At 63.3% G+C, this 16882-nt stretch carries 16 protein-coding genes and 1 pseudogene; 4 read left to right on the top strand and 13 right to left on the bottom strand.

Going from position 1 to position 16882, the window contains the following annotated elements:
* Positions 1–17: 17 nt before the first annotated feature.
* Together NKH70_RS18630 and NKH70_RS18625 are read right to left on the bottom strand one after the other, a co-directional pair.
* Complete coding sequence (locus NKH70_RS18630) at positions 18–497, bottom strand: anthrone oxygenase family protein (RefSeq protein WP_352909861.1); 480 nt, start codon at positions 495–497, stop codon at positions 18–20.
* Between the two features lies 1 nt (position 498).
* Positions 499–1324 (bottom strand): annotated as a pseudogene (locus NKH70_RS18625) (Rossmann-fold NAD(P)-binding domain-containing protein).
* Between the two features lie 112 nt (positions 1325–1436).
* Between NKH70_RS18625 and NKH70_RS18620 the strand changes: the two are divergent.
* Positions 1437–2078 carry a TetR family transcriptional regulator gene (locus tag NKH70_RS18620; RefSeq protein WP_352909866.1) on the top strand — a complete coding sequence of 214 codons (642 nt, stop codon included), beginning with the start codon at positions 1437–1439 and terminating at the stop codon, positions 2076–2078.
* Between the two features lie 67 nt (positions 2079–2145).
* Here the strand turns inward: NKH70_RS18620 and rpmE are convergent, their stop codons facing one another.
* Positions 2146–2367: a 50S ribosomal protein L31 gene (gene rpmE / locus NKH70_RS18615; RefSeq protein WP_006327661.1), complete on the bottom strand. Its 222-nt coding sequence runs from the start codon at positions 2365–2367 to the stop codon at positions 2146–2148.
* A gap of 203 nt (positions 2368–2570) precedes the next feature.
* Here rpmE and NKH70_RS18610 point away from each other — a divergent pair, with 203 nt between their 5' ends.
* Positions 2571–4373 (top strand): ABC transporter transmembrane domain-containing protein, encoded by a 1803-nt coding sequence (locus NKH70_RS18610; RefSeq protein WP_352909869.1) that lies wholly within the window; start codon positions 2571–2573, stop codon positions 4371–4373.
* Positions 4374–4511: 138 nt separating this feature from the next.
* Here the strand turns inward: NKH70_RS18610 and NKH70_RS18605 are convergent, their stop codons facing one another.
* Both NKH70_RS18605 and NKH70_RS18600 read right to left on the bottom strand, forming a co-directional pair.
* Positions 4512–6539 carry a DUF3857 domain-containing protein gene (locus NKH70_RS18605; RefSeq protein WP_352978953.1) on the bottom strand — a complete coding sequence of 676 codons (2028 nt, stop codon included), beginning with the start codon at positions 6537–6539 and terminating at the stop codon, positions 4512–4514.
* A gap of 206 nt (positions 6540–6745) precedes the next feature.
* Entirely contained in the window at positions 6746–8230 is a 1485-nt protein-coding gene (locus NKH70_RS18600; RefSeq protein ID WP_352909872.1) for a carboxypeptidase M32, read from the bottom strand.
* A gap of 162 nt (positions 8231–8392) precedes the next feature.
* Here NKH70_RS18600 and NKH70_RS18595 point away from each other — a divergent pair, with 162 nt between their 5' ends.
* Positions 8393–8506: a DUF1304 family protein gene (locus NKH70_RS18595; protein ID WP_353025832.1), complete on the top strand. Its 114-nt coding sequence runs from the start codon at positions 8393–8395 to the stop codon at positions 8504–8506.
* A gap of 79 nt (positions 8507–8585) precedes the next feature.
* Here the strand turns inward: NKH70_RS18595 and NKH70_RS18590 are convergent, their stop codons facing one another.
* The 7 genes from NKH70_RS18590 to NKH70_RS18560 form a co-directional block, all read right to left on the bottom strand.
* Entirely contained in the window at positions 8586–8984 is a 399-nt protein-coding gene (locus NKH70_RS18590; RefSeq protein WP_352909874.1) for a hypothetical protein, read from the bottom strand.
* A gap of 267 nt (positions 8985–9251) precedes the next feature.
* Positions 9252–10283: a peptidoglycan -binding protein gene (locus NKH70_RS18585; protein WP_352909876.1), complete on the bottom strand. Its 1032-nt coding sequence runs from the start codon at positions 10281–10283 to the stop codon at positions 9252–9254.
* A 1-nt stretch (position 10284) separates the two neighbouring features.
* Entirely contained in the window at positions 10285–11310 is a 1026-nt protein-coding gene (locus tag NKH70_RS18580) for a MotA/TolQ/ExbB proton channel family protein (protein ID WP_352909878.1), read from the bottom strand.
* Positions 11311–11425: 115 nt separating this feature from the next.
* Positions 11426–12133, bottom strand: coding sequence for a PAQR family membrane homeostasis protein TrhA (trhA, locus tag NKH70_RS18575; protein WP_352909881.1), 708 nt, complete (start codon positions 12131–12133; stop codon positions 11426–11428).
* Between the two features lie 99 nt (positions 12134–12232).
* The gene (locus NKH70_RS18570; protein ID WP_352909884.1) at positions 12233–13033 is read right to left on the bottom strand and encodes an inositol monophosphatase family protein; all 801 of its coding nucleotides are present in this window, start codon (positions 13031–13033) and stop codon (positions 12233–12235) included.
* 81 nt (positions 13034–13114) lie between these two features.
* Positions 13115–13681, bottom strand: a complete 567-nt coding sequence (gene efp / locus NKH70_RS18565; protein WP_292664037.1) for an elongation factor P — start codon at positions 13679–13681, stop codon at positions 13115–13117.
* A gap of 138 nt (positions 13682–13819) precedes the next feature.
* Complete coding sequence (locus tag NKH70_RS18560; protein WP_352909887.1) at positions 13820–14677, bottom strand: LysR family transcriptional regulator; 858 nt, start codon at positions 14675–14677, stop codon at positions 13820–13822.
* Between the two features lie 112 nt (positions 14678–14789).
* On the opposite strand from NKH70_RS18560, the gene NKH70_RS18555 reads away from it, so the two are divergent.
* Positions 14790–15806, top strand: a complete 1017-nt coding sequence (locus NKH70_RS18555; protein ID WP_352909888.1) for a zinc-dependent alcohol dehydrogenase family protein — start codon at positions 14790–14792, stop codon at positions 15804–15806.
* A gap of 44 nt (positions 15807–15850) precedes the next feature.
* Here the strand turns inward: NKH70_RS18555 and NKH70_RS18550 are convergent, their stop codons facing one another.
* Positions 15851–16882, bottom strand: coding sequence for a tetratricopeptide repeat protein (locus tag NKH70_RS18550; RefSeq protein WP_352979185.1), 1032 nt, complete (start codon positions 16880–16882; stop codon positions 15851–15853).

Genomic DNA, 16882 nt, shown 5'->3' with positions numbered 1-16882 from the left:
ACACTTCCGTCCTGCATTCACCGCCATGCGAAGATGAAGCAGCCCAGCGCCACGATGGCGGTGATGGTGCGGACGTGGTTCCACATCACCCAGTCCCTGAGATAAGTGGCCCATACCGCGGTGCCGTTGGCGCTTGCCGGATCGATGGCCGCCAGGGCGTTGTTGAGCGGCACGTTGAACATCATCGTCACGATCGGGTTGCCGACGACATAGATTAGGGCACCGGCGAGGAGCCAGAATGCACCCGGTTGGCTCCAGCCGATAAGAGCGCCGGCGGCAAGGACAAGGCAGACCAGCCCGGTGCCGAAAAGCGCGGTCATGAATGCAGGCGTAATCACGGTGATGTTGATCGAATTCATGGCGGCGATGCCGCCTCCGGCGGGCAAGCGGGCGAGCGCCGGCATGATAAAGTTGGAGAAGGCGAAGAAAACGCCGCCGACAACGCCTGAGCCAATGGCAGCGACGAAGGTGAGGGTGGGAAGCAGCTTCATGATCATGTCAGTTCCTCCAGATGCCCGTGGCGGCGGTTTCGGTTGCGTAGGCGGAAAAGTCTTTTGGGGCGCGGCCGAGCACGCGCTGGACGCCGTCGGTCAGCGACTCGTTGCGGCCGTCAAGCACTTCGGTGAACAGCTCGTTAAGCAGCCACGCGAATTCGGCCGGCAATTCGTGCTCCGCTGTGGTGGCGGTGAATTCGGCATGCGAAATCCTGATAAAACGGATGTCGCGGCCGGCCGCCCTGCCGATCTCGGCGACCGCGTCGGCAAAGCTCAGCAGCCGCGGTCCGGTCAGCTCATAGAGCTCTCCGACATGTCCTTGCTGGGTTAGTACGGCAAAGGCGGCCTCCGCGATATCGTCGGCATCCACAAATGGTTCGCCCACACTGCCGACCGGCAACGCCACCTCGCCCTCCTGCAAAGATTCGACGAGGAAGCCTTCACTGGGAAAACCAGGCGCAGCGCAGGATCGTCCAATCGGCGCCTGAACCTTTGAGCATCTCTTCGGCGCGCTGTGCTTCCGTTTCGCCGCGCCCCGACAGCAGTACCAGCCGGCGCACACCACACTCCACGGCAAGATTAGCGAAGGCGCCGACCGTTTCCGCCGCGCCGGGAACGGCAAGATCAGGATAGTAGCTGATGTAGACGGCGCCGACACCATCAAGCGCGGGTTCCCAGGTCGTGTTATTTTCCCAGTCGAAGGGCGGCGTACCCGAGCGCGAGCCGATCTGCACCGGCAGGCCCCGCGCCGTCAGCCGCTCGGCGAGACGGCGGCCGGTCTTGCCGGTGCCGCCGAGGATCAAAGTTGGTTTCGTTACAGTAGGGTTCATGTCGATTTTCCTCAGTTTGCAAATGTGAGTAATCCTCACATTTGCAAAACGTGATAAACCCTCGTATTTTGCGAGTCAAGCCAATTTGTTGATTGTTCGTCTGGAGACAGTGATGGAAGGCTCTGCCGTATCGGATTCACAGGATGGCCAGATCGCATCGCCGCGCCGGGCACCGAGCCAGCAGCGCAGCCGCGAGCGGGTCGAGCGCATGTTGGCCGCCGCGTCGGCGCTGATCGCCGAGCAAGGCAGCGATGCGATGCGCATGGGCGAGGTGGCCGAGAGGGCCGGCGTGTCGATCGGCTCGCTCTACCAGTTCTTCCCGGACAAGCGGGCGATCATCTGGGCGCTGGCCGAACGCCACACCGCCGAAAGCCAGGCCTGCATTGCGGCAGCACTTGCCGACGTCAGTGACGCCGACGGCTTGCGCCACGCATTTTCGGAGCTGGTGGATATCTACTACCGGTTATTCCTGGCCGAGCCGGTGATGCGCGACATCTGGTCGGGGACACAGGCCGACAAGGCATTGCGCGAGCTTGAGCTTGCCGACAGCCGGGCCAACGCCGAATTCCTCACTGCGGTGCTGAAGCGGTTGCGGCCGTCCGCCGATCCGGAAGCGCTGGAAACGACGGCGTTTCTCATCTGGCAGATGGGCGAGGCCGCAATGCGGCTGGCGATCTCGGTCGGGCGGCAGGAAGGCGACAGGCTGGTTGCCGCCTACAAGCGGATGGCGCTCAGGGAGTTGCTCGATCGGTAGGACCGCACCTAGGCAACAAAAAACCCGCCACGAGGGGCGGGTTTTCGATGTACGAAAGGTCGTTGGCTTAGAGGCCGAAACCTTCGAAGCGCTTCTTGAACTTCGACAGGCGGCCACCGCGGTCGAGCAGGGTCTGCTGGCCGCCGGTCCAGGCCGGATGGGTGGTCGGGTCGATATCGAGGTTCATCGTATCGCCTTCCTTACCCCAGGTCGAACGGGTCATGTATTCGGTGCCGTCGGTCATGACGACCTTGATGGTGTGATAGTCGGGATGGATGTCGGTCTTCATGGTTCTGTTCCTGGCTTGCCGGGTGCTGCCGACGGGCTGAAGCCTGCGTCGATGCGCCCCTTTTTAAAACTCGAAGCCGCAGCTATTGAGGAGCCACGGCTTCTAAAACGGTCGGCGAGCCTATACATCAGCCGGAATTGAATCACAAGCCGCGGCAAGCGCATATTGATGGCGCAAACCTCAAAGGGCCAAAGGAAACGGTCATGGCGAACATCAGCGGCGATGCAGACGAGCGCAGGCGCTCGCTGAGGCCGCTGCAGCGCCTGTTTCCCTACATCACCCATTACCGCAAAATGGTCATTGGCGCGATCGTCTCGTTGGCCGTCGCGGCGGCGACGACGCTTGCGCTGCCGCTGGCCGTGCGGCGGATGATAGATCACGGCTTTTCCGCTTCCGACTCCAGCTTCATTGCCGAATATTTCGCCATGCTGGTGGTGATGGCCGCCGTGCTGGCGGCGGCATCAGCCAGCCGCTACTATTTCGTCATCACGCTTGGCGAGCGCGTCGTTGCCGATATCCGCCGCGATGTCTTTGCCCACGTCACCACGCTGTCGCCCTCCTTCTTCGACACGGCCCAGTCGGGCGAGATCGTCTCGCGGCTCGCCGCCGACACGACACAGGTCAAATCGGCCGTCGGTGCTACCGCCTCGGTGGCGCTGCGCAACGTCATCCTCGGCCTTGGCGCCGTGGCGATGATGGTCTTCACCAGCCCAAAACTGTCCGGCCTGGTCATCGCGGCCATTCCGGTAATCGTGCTGCCGCTGGTCGCCTTCGGCCGCTCGGTGCGGCGCAAGTCACGGCTGGCGCAGGATACTCTGGCCAATGCCACCGCCTACGCCAGCGAGCAGATCGGCGCGGTGCGCACGCTGCAGGCCTTCACCAACGAGAAGCTTGTAACCGGGTATTTTTCATCCGCCGTGGAAGCAGCGTTCGAAGCGGCGCGGGCCTCGATCCTTGCCCGCTCCTTTCTCACCTTCTTCGCCATTTTCATGATTTTTTCTTCGGTGGTGGCGGTGCTGTGGTTCGGTTCGCGCGACGTGCTCGACGGCACGCTGTCGCCAGGGACGCTTGGCCAATTCCTGCTCTATTCGGTGTTCGCCGCCGGCGCGCTCGGCGCCCTGTCGGAAGTCTGGGGTGAACTTGCCCAGGCAGCCGGCGCTGCCGAACGGCTGACCGAGATCCTGGCCGAGAAACCCGCGATCCAGGCGCCCGCCGATCCGAAGCCGCTGCCGGCAAAGGCGAGAGGCGCGATCAGCTTCGACGATGTCTCCTTCTCCTATCCGGCCCGGCCCGACCGCGCCGCCGTCCACGGCCTCAGCTTTCAGGTCAAACCCGGCGAGACGGTGGCGATCGTCGGGCCATCCGGCGCCGGCAAAAGCACCGTCTTTTCGCTGCTTCTGCGCTTCTACGATCCGGAGGCCGGCAGGATCGTCATCGACGGGGTCGATCTGCGCGAGGCCGATCCGGCCGCGATCCGCGCGCGCATCGCCATCGTGCCGCAGGACGTCACCATCTTTGCCGCAAGCGCGCGCGACAATATCGGCTTTGGCCGGCCGGGGGCCGCCCAGGCCGAGATCGAGGCGGCGGCGAAGGACGCGCTTGCCGACGAGTTCATCCTAAAACTCGAAAAGGGCTATGACAGCCAGGTCGGCGAGCGCGGTGTGACGCTGTCGGGCGGCCAGCGCCAGCGCGTGGCCATCGCCCGCGCCATTTTGCGCGATGCGCCGATCCTGCTGCTCGACGAGGCGACCTCGGCACTAGATGCCGAAAGCGAGACGCTGGTGCAGACGGCGCTGGACCGGCTGATGCAGGGCCGCACCACGATCGTCATCGCCCATCGGCTGGCAACCGTGCTGAAGGCCGATCGCATCCTGGTCATGGATGGCGGCCGCATCGTCGAGGAAGGCACGCATCAGAGCCTGGTCGCCAAGGGCGGCATCTATGCGCGGCTGGCCAAGCTGCAGTTCGATACCGGGGCGAATGCTTTCAGGGGCGCGGCCGAGTAGCATCGGCTACCGAGCCAGAGCCTGTTCCATACCGATGACATCGGGGTCGGGCTCTATCTTCTCATTTGACCGTGATCTTTTCCGAAAACCGGCATCCGCTTTTCGGCATCATTGTCCGCCCGCGGCCGCTGGGATTCTTCAGCCACCGAAAGCTCGGCGTTTGCCGCGTCGATAGGCGATGAACAGGGGAACGCCGACAAGCAGCGACAACAAAAGCATGCTGGCGACGGTCTGTCGCTGCTCCTTTGCCGGATCGCTGAGCTGCACATCGGCAGGCGGCTCTTCATAGGTAAAATCGTACTGCCACCGAATTTCGTCTGCGACGTCATCGACGGTTTTCAGATAGTCGGCAATCGCCTTGGCCGGCACTTCGGTTGCCAGCGTCTGAAAGTTCCATTCAACTTGAAATTCGGTGGGCGTGTTGGACCAGGACGCCTTGAGAGACAGATAGGGCGTCACGACGTTTTTCATCGACTCGCCGGAAAACCTCGCCTTGAGGTTGCGCACGGTCACCTTGTGACGCCGGTAGAACTGGGGGCCGAGGGAGACGGGCCCGGTTCGGTCGACGATTGTCGGGGTTGGAAGAGAGTTGTTGCCGAGATCGGCCGCGCGGATCGGGAAATTCTTTGCCAGATCGTTGGCCGCCAGCGCCTCCGCCGGCAAGCGATAACTTTCCTTCACGCTCACTATGTTGCCGTCGCGGCGATCCACGATTTCCGGCTTGGCGCCGGTTTGGATGCCCGGATATTGCTTGTTGTAATATTTCAGGTAGGCGTCCGACACCTCGCTCAGCGACCGGCTGGCCAAGTTGCCGCGCATCCAATCGGCATCGGCGTCCTCATATGTCGAGAAGACCGTCAGCACGAGGGGATCGCCCGGTTTCCGCGGAAAGTCGAAGTCCTCGACGATCTGGATCGATGGGCTGGTAAGCACAGGACTCGGCATCTTCTCCAACCCCCCGGTGCTGGAAAGCGGCAGCGCGAAGCCGTAGTCCGGCTGTGCGAGATTGTGCGCCTTGCCGCCCTGAAGATAGTTCGTGGCGTCCAGCCAATATGTCTTTGCTCCGATCCTTGCCTTGACGATGGCATGGTCGAAATCGCGAAGCGCCGGCAGATGCTGGTCCAGGGCCCGTCCCTCGTCGAGATCGGCCAAGGCGACCTCTGCAGCAATGCCAAGCCGCACAAGCGACGAAACCAGCAGCAGTGCCTTGTCCTTGCAGTCACCAAACCCGCTCAGGATGACCGTCGCGGGATCACGCGGAACGTAGGAACCGGCACCCATCGACAGGCTTACATAGCGGATCTGGTCCTGCACCAACCGCATTGCCTCGACCATCCGGTCTTCGGGCACCGGATGCCGCAGAGCGATGTCGTCGAGCTTTGCGGCAAAAGCCGAGGGAAAAACGGTCGCTGGCTTGTAATAGGGCGCAACGGCCTCGACCACACTTTGCCAATTCGCGGTAGACGCGACATCGATGGAGCCCCAGCCTGGATAGGTCACGGGCAGGTTATCCTCGACATTGACCGGTTTCGGGTTTGGAATTTCCCACAGATAGGTGGTGTCCGGCCCAGTCGGGGAGATCGAGGGCCTGAGTCGGGTTCCCCTGGTCTTGATCTCGAGCGGCTGGCCCGAAGGCCAAATGATGCTTGTGCGGATAAGCGCTACCGGCTCTTCCCATTCGGTGGAGAAATTCTTGAAGAAGAGATCCTTGCCGACCAGCGGTGTTATTTCATAGGTCGACCCGTAATCGACGATGTCGCCGGTACGCACATCATCGATGTTGACATGTGCTGTCAGCCAGCCGTCGAAGACGCCTTTCTCGGCATCTCTTTCCCTGCGGAAGATGTCGAATTCGACGCCTTCCAGCCGGTCCAAAACGGCGCCATCGCGGATGATGTGAAGATGGTTGAGCGTGACCTTGTGCCGGGACGGATCGAACTGCAGATCGATACTCGCGCCACGATCCAGGCCGGGACGGTCGACGATCTTATAGACGGTGCGCGAGTACTCGACATAGCCGCCGGCGCGATGCTTGATCTGGTCGTCCGAGAGCAGCCATGAAACGCCATTCTTGATTTGATCCGATCGGGTGGGATCGGCAGCCGGAATATCAAGCTGCTTTACCCAGCTTTCTGCCGGACCCTTGAGAACCATGTCGTCGGACATGGCGGGAGAACTCAGGCCGATCAATAAGATGAAAAGTACCAAGCGGGGCCAGAAGGACTTCATCCCATGAAAACTGTAACAGGCAGACATCTACGCTCGCCCAACTTGGAAGAACTCCTTTTTCAGAGGCTTTCCCACCAAAGTAAAGGCCAGTCTCGCGGATTTCTGCGGTCACTGCGGCAAAGACCAGAAATAGATGAAGCGCCTCAGTTCCCGTACCGCTTCTTCAGATGGTCGGTGAAATGCACGGCATTGAGCTTTTCGCCGGTGGCGCGTTCGAGCAGTTCAGGCGTCGACCAGCGCGAGCCTTGCGACCAGATCCTTTTGCGGCGCCAGTCGTTGATCGCGGCGAAATCTCCCTTGGCGAGGTCTTCGTCGGCTGACGGATGATCCCTGGTCAGCGCCGCCCATTGCTGCGCCGCCATCATGGCGCCGAGCGTGTAGGAGGGGAAATAGCCGAAGGCGGCACCCGGCCAGTGGACGTCCTGCATCGGACCATCAGCCGGATTGTCTGATGTCGACAGGCCGAGATAATCGCGCATCTTGGCATCCCAGGCTTCGGGCAGGTCGGCTGCCTCAAGCCGTCCCGAGACAAGCTCCTGCTCCAACTCGTAGCGCAGGATGACATGCAGCGGATAGGTGACCTCGTCGGCATCGACGCGGATCAGGCCACGCTCGACCCGGTGCACATGCGGCAGGATGTCGTCGATCGTCCAGCTCTCGCCGAGGTGCCTTTCGACCACCGGCAGCGCCCAGCGCCAGAATTCTGGATTGCGGCCGATCTGCTTTTCGACGAACAGGCTCTGGCTTTCATGCACCGCCATGCCGCGCGCTTTGCCGAGCGGCCAGTGCGCCCACGCCTTCGGCAGGTTCTGCTCGTACAGCGCATGGCCGGTCTCGTGCAGCACGCCCATCAGCGCCGACAGGAAATCCGAGGTCTTGTAGCGGGTGGTGATGCGCACGTCGCTCGGCACGCCGCCGCAGAACGGATGGTGCGAAACCGACAGCGAGCCGTGGGTGAGGTCGAAGCCGACTGCCGCCATCATGGCGAGGCCAAGCTCGCGCTGCTTGTCCAAGGGGTAGCTGCCGGAAAGCGGCTTCAGCGGATGTTTCGCCAGCCGCTCTTCCTGCACGGCCAGTGCCTCCGGCACGAAGCCTTTCAGGAAGGCCTTCAACTCGTCAAACACAGGCGTGATGTCGGCGGTGCGATTACCCGGGTCATATTGCTCCATCAGCGCGTCGTAAGGCTCGAGCCCGAGCACCTCGGCGCGAAGTGCCGCCTCCTCGCGGACCAGCGCCACGACGCCTTCCAGCGCCGGCAGGAAGCCGGCCCAGTCGTTCTTGGCGCGCAGGTCGCGCCAGAGCTGCTCGGAGCGCATGCGCGCGGTCGTCTGACGCTCGACGAACTCGACCGGCAGGCAGGTCAGGTTGGTGTATTGCCGGCGGGATTCCCTGACCGCGGCCTGCTGCTCTTCGTTCAGCGTTTCCTGCTCGGCCGCCGCGATCCAGTCGGCAATCTCCGGCGCAGTCGCCCGGGCATGGTGCATGCCGGCAAGCGCCGACATTGCCTCCGCGCGCTTCTCGCCGCCGCCGACCGCCATATGGGTCGCCTCGTCGGCGCCGAGGATGGCGAGCGCATGTTCCAGCGCTTCGAGCTTGTGGCCGAGGTCGTCGAGTTTTTGAAAGGACATTGTGGGTTCCGCTGATTTGACGGCGGGAAAAGATACCAATGCAAAACTGTTGGCAACCCCTGAAGCCCTCCGCGACCGATGCATTGACTGCCGGCCGCAACGGCCGAAAGGCATCTTGCGGAAGCGGTGGCGTGCGCCGGTTTCTAGTTCAAAGTCTTCTTCCTGATCTGCGTCGCCGGCCCGGCCCATTCGGGCGGGGCTACGGCGGACCGTAAAATCCTGTTCATCCAGACAGTGCCGGCAGTGCTGGCGCTGATTGCGCTGGCGTTGGGCTAGCGCATGATCCCTGAACCGAAAGCTGGAAAAGGATCATGCGCAAAATCAATTGCTACAGCGCCGGGCGCTGCGGCCGATTTCAGCCGCCCGGATAGTTTGGGCCGTAGCCGTTGGGATAGTATCCGCCATCGCCGCCGTTGCCGATGAGGAAGGCACTGCCGGTAGCAGCGCGCAGCTTTTGGCTGACATCGTCGAGCTGCGCCAGCAACCCCTGATATTGCGTGCTCGGCATCGTTCCATCGCGCGCGGCCCTCTGGGCGGCCCGATCGAGTTGAGCGACCTGCGTGCGCAAGTCACGTGCCTCGCCCGGCTCGAGCTTGTTCGCCCGGATGGCGCCCTGGATACCCGTCTCCACGCTCTGGATCTGATTGATCAAGGCCGTCTCACGCGGGCCGGCGTAAGCGCCAGCAAACGGAACGGCGAGGAGAAGTGTGGCGAGCGTAGCAGTCCTGAGATTCCTGGGAGCGAAGAAGCGCATGGTTGCGTCTCCTTTACTGGGGAAGGCGGTGGTTGGGAGGGCCCTGCCTTCCGGCCGCGGGCCGTCAGGTTCCGTCGCGTCGCGATGAGGGAGGCATCGCCGGCGGTTCCCGGCCCCTTGCCAACAGCTAGTGACGCGTCGCGGCAAATTGTAATCAAAAAAAGGTAATTTCTTCGGGCCTTGCCGGCGCCGCGCCGGTGCCCTAGATGGCCCCGCCGCTCCGGCCGGCCCCGATCCGGAGCATGGCGCAAGCCAAAGGCTTGCGGATCACCGCTCGGTCAGCTTCAACTCGATGCGGCGGTTCTTGTTGCGCGCCTCTTCGGTATCGGCGGGGTCGAGCGGCTGGAATTCGCCGAAGCCGGCCGCGACCAGCCGGTTGGCCGGCACGCCGTTCTCGATCAGGAACTTGACCACCGATGTCGAGCGCGCCGTCGACAATTCCCAATTGTCGCGGTAGCGGCCGGTGCCGGAGAGCGGCTTGTTGTCGGTGTGGCCGTCGACGCGCAGCACCCAGTTGATCTCCGGCGGGATCTCCTTTTGCAATTCGATGATGGCATCGGCGAGCTTCTTCATCTCGACCTTGCCGGCATCGTTGATCACTTCGGAGCCGGTCGGGAAAAGCACTTCCGACTGGAAGACGAAGCGGTCGCCGACGATGCGGATGTTCTCGCGGTCGGCGAGAATTTCACGCAAGCGGCCGAAGAAATCGGAGCGGTAACGGTTCAGCTCCTGCACGCGTTGCGCCAGTGCGACGTTGAGGCGGCGGCCGAGATCGGCGATCTTGGTGTTGGATTCGCGGTCGCGCGTTTCGGACACGTCGAGCGCTTGTTCGAGCGCTGCGATCTGCTTGCGCAGCGCCGAAATCTGCTGGTTGAGGATCTCGACCTGGCTCAGCGCCTGCTGGCTGATCTGGCGCTGGCTGTCGAGCTCGCCGGAAAGGGCCGTTGCGCGCTGGTTGGCGGCATCGCCGGCACCGGCGCCTTGCGCCAGCAATTGCTCGAGCCGGCTCTTTTCCGCCTCCGACGCAGACAGCGATGCCTGCAAATTGGCAAGGGTGTCTTCCTTGTCCTGCGTCGTCGAGCGCTCCAGCGCCAGAAGCTGGGTCAACTCGTTGATCTGCGAGTTGAGGCGGTTGAGCACCGTGTCCTTGCCGGAGATCTCGCGGCCGAGCAGGAACTGCGCCAGCACGAAAACCGTGAGCAGGAACATGATCGACAACAGCAGCGTCGACAGCGCATCGACGAAGCCCGGCCAGTAATCGATGCGGCGGTCGGAGCGCCGGCCTCGTGCCAACGCCACGTCAATGCACTCCAGTCTTCTTCAAGGCGTCGGCGATCTTCTCCAAGGTGTTGCGCATCGCCCTCTGCTCGTCGGACTGGGCCTCGACCCAGTCGCGCATGATCTGCTGTTCCGAGCGCATGTTCTTGACCAGGCCGGAAATGCCGTCGGCGAGATTGGCCATGGCGGTGGCGACGCGCGGATTGGAGCCGCCGCCATTCTCCTGCAGGGTGCGCAGCTTTTCCGACAACAGCCGGATTTCCTCGGAGGGTTCGGTCTTGGCCGCGTCGGCAACGACGATGTCGGAGGACAGGTCGGTGACCGAGGACAGCCAGTTTTCGAGTTCGGTATAGAAGCGCGTCTGGGCGCGGCCGGCCTGCAGGTCGAGGAAGCCGAGCACCAGCGAGCCGGACAGGCCGAACAGCGAGGACGAGAAGGCGGTGCCCATGCCGGCCAACGGAGCGGAAAGCCCCTGCTTCAGGGATTCGAGCACGGCGGCGGCATCGCCGGTGCCGGGATCGAGCGACTCGATGGTTTCGCGGATCGAGCCGATCGTGTTGAGCAGGCCCCAGAAGGTGCCGAGCAGGCCCAGGAACACCAGCAGTCCGACAAGGTAGCGCGACGTGTCGCGGCTTTCGTCGAGGCGGGTGGCGATCGAATCCAGCATCGTGCGCATCGAACTGGTCGAGAAGGCAATCGTCGACGAGCGACCGATCATCGCCTTCATCGGCGCCAGCAGCACCGGTTCGGTGGTTTCGGAACCGGCGCGGAACGAGTTGACCCAGCGCACCTCGCGGAACAGCCGGCCGACCTGGACGAAGGCCAACAGGATGCCGACCGCCAGCACGCCGATGATCAGGCCGTTGAGGCCGGGATTGGTGATGAAGGCCGTCGAGATCTGGCGGGTCAGGATGGCGGCGATAAAGGCCACGATGAATAGAAAGATCACCATGGTCAGCAGAAACACCTGCGGGCTCGACAATTTGTGCGGATCGTAGATCAGAACGTCGGAGCGCCTGCCCATGCCGAAGGATCTGAGAAGAGTCATCCGTGCCCCGTTTCCGATGCCGTCGCCGCCGATCAATTTGTGTTTGCGACTCTAAACGGAATTGTGACGAAATTGAATGGCGCTTGGCAATATTGCCACTGTCCGCGACCGGAGGTCAAAGCCGGTTGATGACCAGGCAGTCGACCATGGCGGCCAGATGCAGGCCGGCGCCGGTGACGACAAAGCCATGCCACAGCGCATTGTGGAAGCGCAGGCCCTTCCAGGCGAAGAAGATCACGCCGCAGGAATAGACGATGCCGCCGGCAACGATGAGCGCGATCGATGTCGCCGGCAGCGTCCGCACGAGCGGCTCCACCAGAACGATGCCGCTCCAGCCGATAGCTAGATAGAAGACGATCGCCAGTCGGTCGAAACGGCCGGGAAGAAAGACCTTGATGGCGATGCCGACCGCCGCGGCGATCCAGACCAGGACGATCATCGAAACGGCCAGCGGCGAGCCGCCGAGCTGGGCCAGGAAAGGCGTGTAGGTCGCCGCGATCAGCAGGTAGATCGCCGCATGGTCGAAGCGCCGCAATATCCATTTCGCCGGCGACGATACCGGCCAGAGATTATAGGCCAGCGAAATCGACAGCACGGTGAGCAGCGAGACCACATAGAATGCGGCGGCGACATATTCGCCGGGGCCGGTTCGATAGGCGGCCAGTGCCAGCAGCGTCGAGCCGGCAGCGATCGCCAGCACGATGCCCACGGCGTGGACGATACCGTCGGCGATGATCTCGGCGCGCGAGTAATGCCAGCGCCCCATGAAGGGGATGTCGAACTGGGGTAATTCGCTCTGGGACGTGGGCCGGCTGTTCGTCATCGATGATCCTGCGTCGCCTTATCTGGGCGGCCGCGGGATAGTATTTCAAGCTTTGGTTGCGGTTTTGCGACTGCGGCGCTTCAGCGCGGCGCGACTACATCAGCGCACTGGGAGTGGCTTCTTCACCGTCTTCAACAGCGCGCGCTGCATGAGTTCGTTGCCGGCAACGACCGAACCGGCGGTCAGCATCTCCTGGCCGCCGGCGAAATCGGAGACGAAGCCGCCCGCCTCGCGGATCAGCAAAATGCCGGCGGCAATGTCCCAGGCCGACAGGCCGATTTCCCAAAAGCCGTCCATGCGGCCGGCAGCGACGTAGGCGAGATCGAGCGAGGCGGAGCCGAGGCTGCGCACGCCCGAGACCTCGGCCATGACATTGCGCAACTCGACAAGGAAATTGCCGTGCTGGCCACGCCCGAGATGCGGCATGCCGCAGCCGATCACCGCGTCGACCAGCTTGGTGCGGCCGGCAACGCGCAGCCGGCGGTCGTTCATGAAAGCGCCGCCGCCGCGCTCGGCGGTATAGAGTTCATCCATCGCCGGATTGTAGACGACGCCGGCGACGATCTGGCCTTGGCGCTCCAGCGCGATCGAAACGGCAAAGAGCGGAATGCCGTGCAGGAAATTGGTGGTGCCGTCGAGCGGGTCGACGATCCAGCGGTGCTGGCCGTCGTCGCCCTCGATCACGCCGCGTTCCTCCATCAGGAACGCGTAGCCGGGCCGCGCCTTGGACAGTTCGGCAAAGACGATGTCTTCGGCCTTGCGGTCGGCCTGGCTGACATAGTCGCCCGGCCCTTTCATCGAGACCTGCAGGTTCTGCACTTCGCCGAAGTCACGCGACAGCGAGCGGCCGGCCTTCATTGCGGCCTGGACCATGACATTGAGGATCGCGGAACGCGCCATTGCTGTTCTTCCTGTCGCTGCGCCTATTTGCCTTGACCCATGATCTTATCCAAAAAGTCTGCCACTCTTTGGGATCATGCCTTAGTCGGCGCGGCGTACGTAAGTGATTTCGTTGGTATCGACGATGATGCGCTCGCCCGAGCCGATGAACGGCGGCACCAGCACGCGGATGCCGTTTTCGAGTATCGCCGGCTTGTAGGACGAGGCTGCCGTCTGGCCCTTCACCACCGGGTCGGCCTCGGTGATGGTCAGCGTCACCTGGTCGGGCAGCGAAATGCCGATCGGCCTTTCATCATAGAGCTGGACCGTCACCATCATGCCGTCCTGCAGGAAGGCGGCGCGATCGCCGACGAACTCCTTTTGCAATTCGAGCTGCTCGTAGCTTTCGGTGTCCATGAACACCAGCGCGTCGCCCTGCTCGTAGAGGAAGGAAAAATCCTTCAGATCGAGTCGGATCTGCTCGACCGTCTCGGCCGAACGGAAGCGCTCGTTGAGCTTGGTGCCGTTGATCAGGTTCTTGAGTTCGACCTGGTTGTAGGCGCCGCCCTTGCCGGGCTTGACGGTGTTGGTCCTGACCGCCACCCAAAGGCCGCCATCATGCTCGATGACGTTGCCGGGACGGATTTCGTTGCCATTGATCTTGGCCATGGTGAGGTGATCCGGAAATGAGATGATCGCCGCAAAGGGCAATTTGGCGCCTCCAAGACCACAAATCGCCAGCAGAGGCAAGGAGCGCCTTCCGATGAAGCGGGAACGAAGCTGGCCCGGCAGCGCGGCGCGGCAGCTTTAGTCCGTCCTGACAGTCGCGGTGACGGCCTCGGTCACTGCGTCGGCGACCTCTGTCAAAAGATGCAGGTGCGGCGAACGCAGGACGACAATTCGCAGCGCCAGCTCGAGGCCGGGAGCGTCGACCAGGGCAATGCCCTCCGGCAGCTTTTCCCGCAGCAGCCGCGTGGGTAGCAGACCAAGGCCTTGGCCTCGACGAACCCAGTCGATCTGCAGCGCGCTGTCCTGAATCTCGGCCCCCACCATCAACCTGTGGCCGCCCTCGGCAAGGGCAGCCGCCAGCCGCCCGCGCGCGTCGCAAGGCTCAGGGCTGAGGACCCAGGGCATGGTCTTGACGTCGGCTTGCCGGCCGGTGTTTTCGGCAGCGATGATGCCGAGGGGCTCGGTTCCGACAACGCCGTCGCCAGTTTTGGAATTGCCTCCGTCCAGGATGAAGGCGAGGTCGAGCTGTCCGCGCTTGTGCTGGTCGGCCAGCTCAAGACTCCAGCCGCTCTTCAGACGTAGCGAGATCTTCGGAAACCGCGCCACGGCATCAGCAATAGCGGCGGCCACGGCTTTGTCGCAAAGTCCATGCGCGAGGCCGAGCCGCAGCAGGCCCTCCGGCTCGTCGCCCTTGGCGAATGATTTCAGCGCGTCGACGGCGGCGAGAATGTCCTTGCCGCGTGCCAGCACCTCTACGCCGGCCGGGGTCAGTCGCGACGGCTTTAGCCGGCGGTCGAGCAATTCCGTGCCGAGCATCTCCTCCAGCCGCTGAATCTGGCGGGTGACGGCCGGCTGCGTCAACGGCAGGCGTTGCGCCACCTTCTGAATCGAACCCTCCTCGGCAAAGAGGGCCAGTGTTTTCAATTCTTCAAGCACGACACCCCCGAACATGTCATAGAAGCATAATTATCCTGAACATTATGAATTTGAAATTCGGTGGATGGCAAGCGATTTTCCTCCGGCAGGACCCAGCCGGAAAGGAACGACGATGAAAGCGATCGAATTGCAGAGCCCGGGCGGCCTCGAGAACCTCAGAATGGTCGAGCGGCCGATGCCTGAACCAGGGCGCCAGGAGATGATTGTGAAGGTCAAGGCGACGGCGCTGAACTACCGCGATGCCGAGATCGTCCGCGGCAGCTATCACACGAAGTTTGCATTCCCGCTGGTGCCGCTGTCGGACGGCGTCGGCGAAGTCATTGCCATCGGCGCCGAGGTCAGCCGGTTCAAGATCGGCGACCGGGTCTGCGGCACGTTCTGGCAGCGCTGGGTCGGTGGCAGTTTCGCCATGGCCGAGCCCTCCTATCAACGTGGCGGCCCGATCGACGGGCTGCTCAGCGAATTTGCCCGGCTTGACGAACAGGCGGCGGTGCTGGCGCCGGCCAATCTGAGCGACCTCGAGGCGGCGACCCTGCCATGCGCCGGCGTGACGGCATGGCACGCGCTGTTTACTGAGGGCAGCGTCAAACCCGGCGACACCGTGCTTTGCCTCGGCACCGGCGGCGTTTCACTGTTTGCGGTGCAGTTCGCCGCCGCTGCCGGGGCGCGCGTCATCGTGACGTCGAGCAGCGACGAGAAGCTCGCGCGGGCAAAGCAACTTGGCGCGCAGGATGGCGTGAACTATCGCAGCGTCCCCGATTGGGCATCGGCCGTGCTGGGATTGACGGATGGCCGCGGCGCCGACCATATCATCGAGGTTGGCGGACCGCAGAGTTTTGCACAATCGCTGGGGGCAGCGGCTCGCGGCGCCCAGATCAACGTCATCGGCTATCTCGGCGGCAGTGACGGCGCCATCAACCCGCTCGACATCTTCCGCCGGCAGGTTAGGGCGCGAGGCATACCGGTGGGCTCACGCGAATCCTTCGAGGCGATGAACCGCGCCATTGTCGTCAACCGATTGAGACCGGTGATCGACCGGGTCGTGCCGTGGAGCCAGGCCGCCGAAGCCTTTCGGTACCTTGAGCACGGCTCGCCCTTCGGCAAGGTCGTGCTCGATCATACGCAATGAGCCCGTCTGACGAGCCCGGGGCGCAATGAATCGCGAGATCGCGATCAGGGCAGGCGGTTGGCCCGTTGCAGCGCCTGCTGCGTCTGCTCGTCGGTCAGGCCCTGCAGGAAATCGTCCATCTCTTGGTCGATGAGCCCGGCGCGGCGGGCGACAACATACCAGGCGCCGGCGAGGATCAGATCCGGATCGGTGCCGATGCCGTTCATGTAGAGCTTGGCGAGACGGTTCTGGGCGGCGACATTGCCGCCTTCTGCGGCCTGTTTCATCCAGTTGAAGCCGGATTTCAGGTCGCGGACGCCGCCGCGTCCCTCGATCATCCAGGTGGCGAGATCGATCTGTGCCGTGTCGTAGTTCTGCCGCGCGGCCTGTGCCAGCAGGCCGCGGGCGCGGACATCGTCGCGCGGCTTGCCGCCGGCGCCATTGGCGTAGACCTGTGCCATCGCATATTGTGCGTCGGCAAGCCCGGTCGCGGCAGCGCGCTCGTAATAGGATACGGCTTTGGCAATACCGGCATCGCCGGGCTCCTGTTCGACCATCAGCTGCGCAAAATTGAACTGCGCCAGGCGGTTGCCGGCCTCGGCGGCGGCCTGCATCAGCGCATAGGCTTCCTTCTCGTCCTTTTTGACGTAGCGGCCGTCGAGCAGCATCAGCGCATACTGGAATTGCGATTCCGGGACGCCCTGCTCGGCGGCAAGCGCATACCACTTCGCCGCCCCTGCCGCGTCGACCGGCACGCCGAGGCCGCGCGACAGTATCTCGGCCACCAGCGTCTGTGCCGCCGGATCGCCGTTTTGAGCGCGGGAAAGCGCAAGATTGTAGGCCGTCTTGTAGAGCCCGCGCTGAAAGGCGCCGTAGGCGGCGTCGGACGGCTTTGCGCCGAAGCGGTCGGGGTTGATGGTGTCGGCCGACGGCAACGGGGCGGTGGTGGCGGGCTGCGGCAATTGTGCGGCGATCGGCTTATCGGCAGGTTCGCTGGAATCCGGCCTGGGCTGCGGCAGCGGAACGGGTTCCGCCGCTATCGCCTGCGTCACGGCCGTTGCAAGAAAGGCGCTGAAAAGGATTGTCCGCGAGTGCAC

It is taken from the genome of Mesorhizobium sp. M0991, from assembly GCF_040318915.1.
GTDB lineage: Bacteria > Pseudomonadota > Alphaproteobacteria > Rhizobiales > Rhizobiaceae > Mesorhizobium.
The sequence above is the reverse complement of the archived record's forward strand: the minus strand, read 5'-3'. Positions and strand labels throughout refer to the sequence as shown.

Excerpts from the sequence above, each read along its gene's own strand:
- NKH70_RS18630 (WP_352909861.1), bottom strand. The coding sequence starts at position 497 with ATGATCATGAAGCTGCTTCCCACCCTCACCTTCGTCGCTGCCATTGGC.
- NKH70_RS18620 (WP_352909866.1), top strand. The coding sequence starts at position 1,437 with ATGGAAGGCTCTGCCGTATCGGATTCACAGGATGGCCAGATCGCATCG.
- rpmE (WP_006327661.1), bottom strand. The coding sequence starts at position 2,367 with ATGAAGACCGACATCCATCCCGACTATCACACCATCAAGGTCGTCATG.
- NKH70_RS18610 (WP_352909869.1), top strand. The coding sequence starts at position 2,571 with ATGGCGAACATCAGCGGCGATGCAGACGAGCGCAGGCGCTCGCTGAGG.
- NKH70_RS18605 (WP_352978953.1), bottom strand. The coding sequence starts at position 6,539 with ATGTCCGACGACATGGTTCTCAAGGGTCCGGCAGAAAGCTGGGTAAAG.
- NKH70_RS18600 (WP_352909872.1), bottom strand. The coding sequence starts at position 8,230 with ATGTCCTTTCAAAAACTCGACGACCTCGGCCACAAGCTCGAAGCGCTG.
- NKH70_RS18590 (WP_352909874.1), bottom strand. The coding sequence starts at position 8,984 with ATGCGCTTCTTCGCTCCCAGGAATCTCAGGACTGCTACGCTCGCCACA.
- NKH70_RS18580 (WP_352909878.1), bottom strand. The coding sequence starts at position 11,310 with ATGACTCTTCTCAGATCCTTCGGCATGGGCAGGCGCTCCGACGTTCTG.
- trhA (WP_352909881.1), bottom strand. The coding sequence starts at position 12,133 with ATGACGAACAGCCGGCCCACGTCCCAGAGCGAATTACCCCAGTTCGAC.
- NKH70_RS18570 (WP_352909884.1), bottom strand. The coding sequence starts at position 13,033 with ATGGCGCGTTCCGCGATCCTCAATGTCATGGTCCAGGCCGCAATGAAG.
- efp (WP_292664037.1), bottom strand. The coding sequence starts at position 13,681 with ATGGCCAAGATCAATGGCAACGAAATCCGTCCCGGCAACGTCATCGAG.
- NKH70_RS18555 (WP_352909888.1), top strand. The coding sequence starts at position 14,790 with ATGAAAGCGATCGAATTGCAGAGCCCGGGCGGCCTCGAGAACCTCAGA.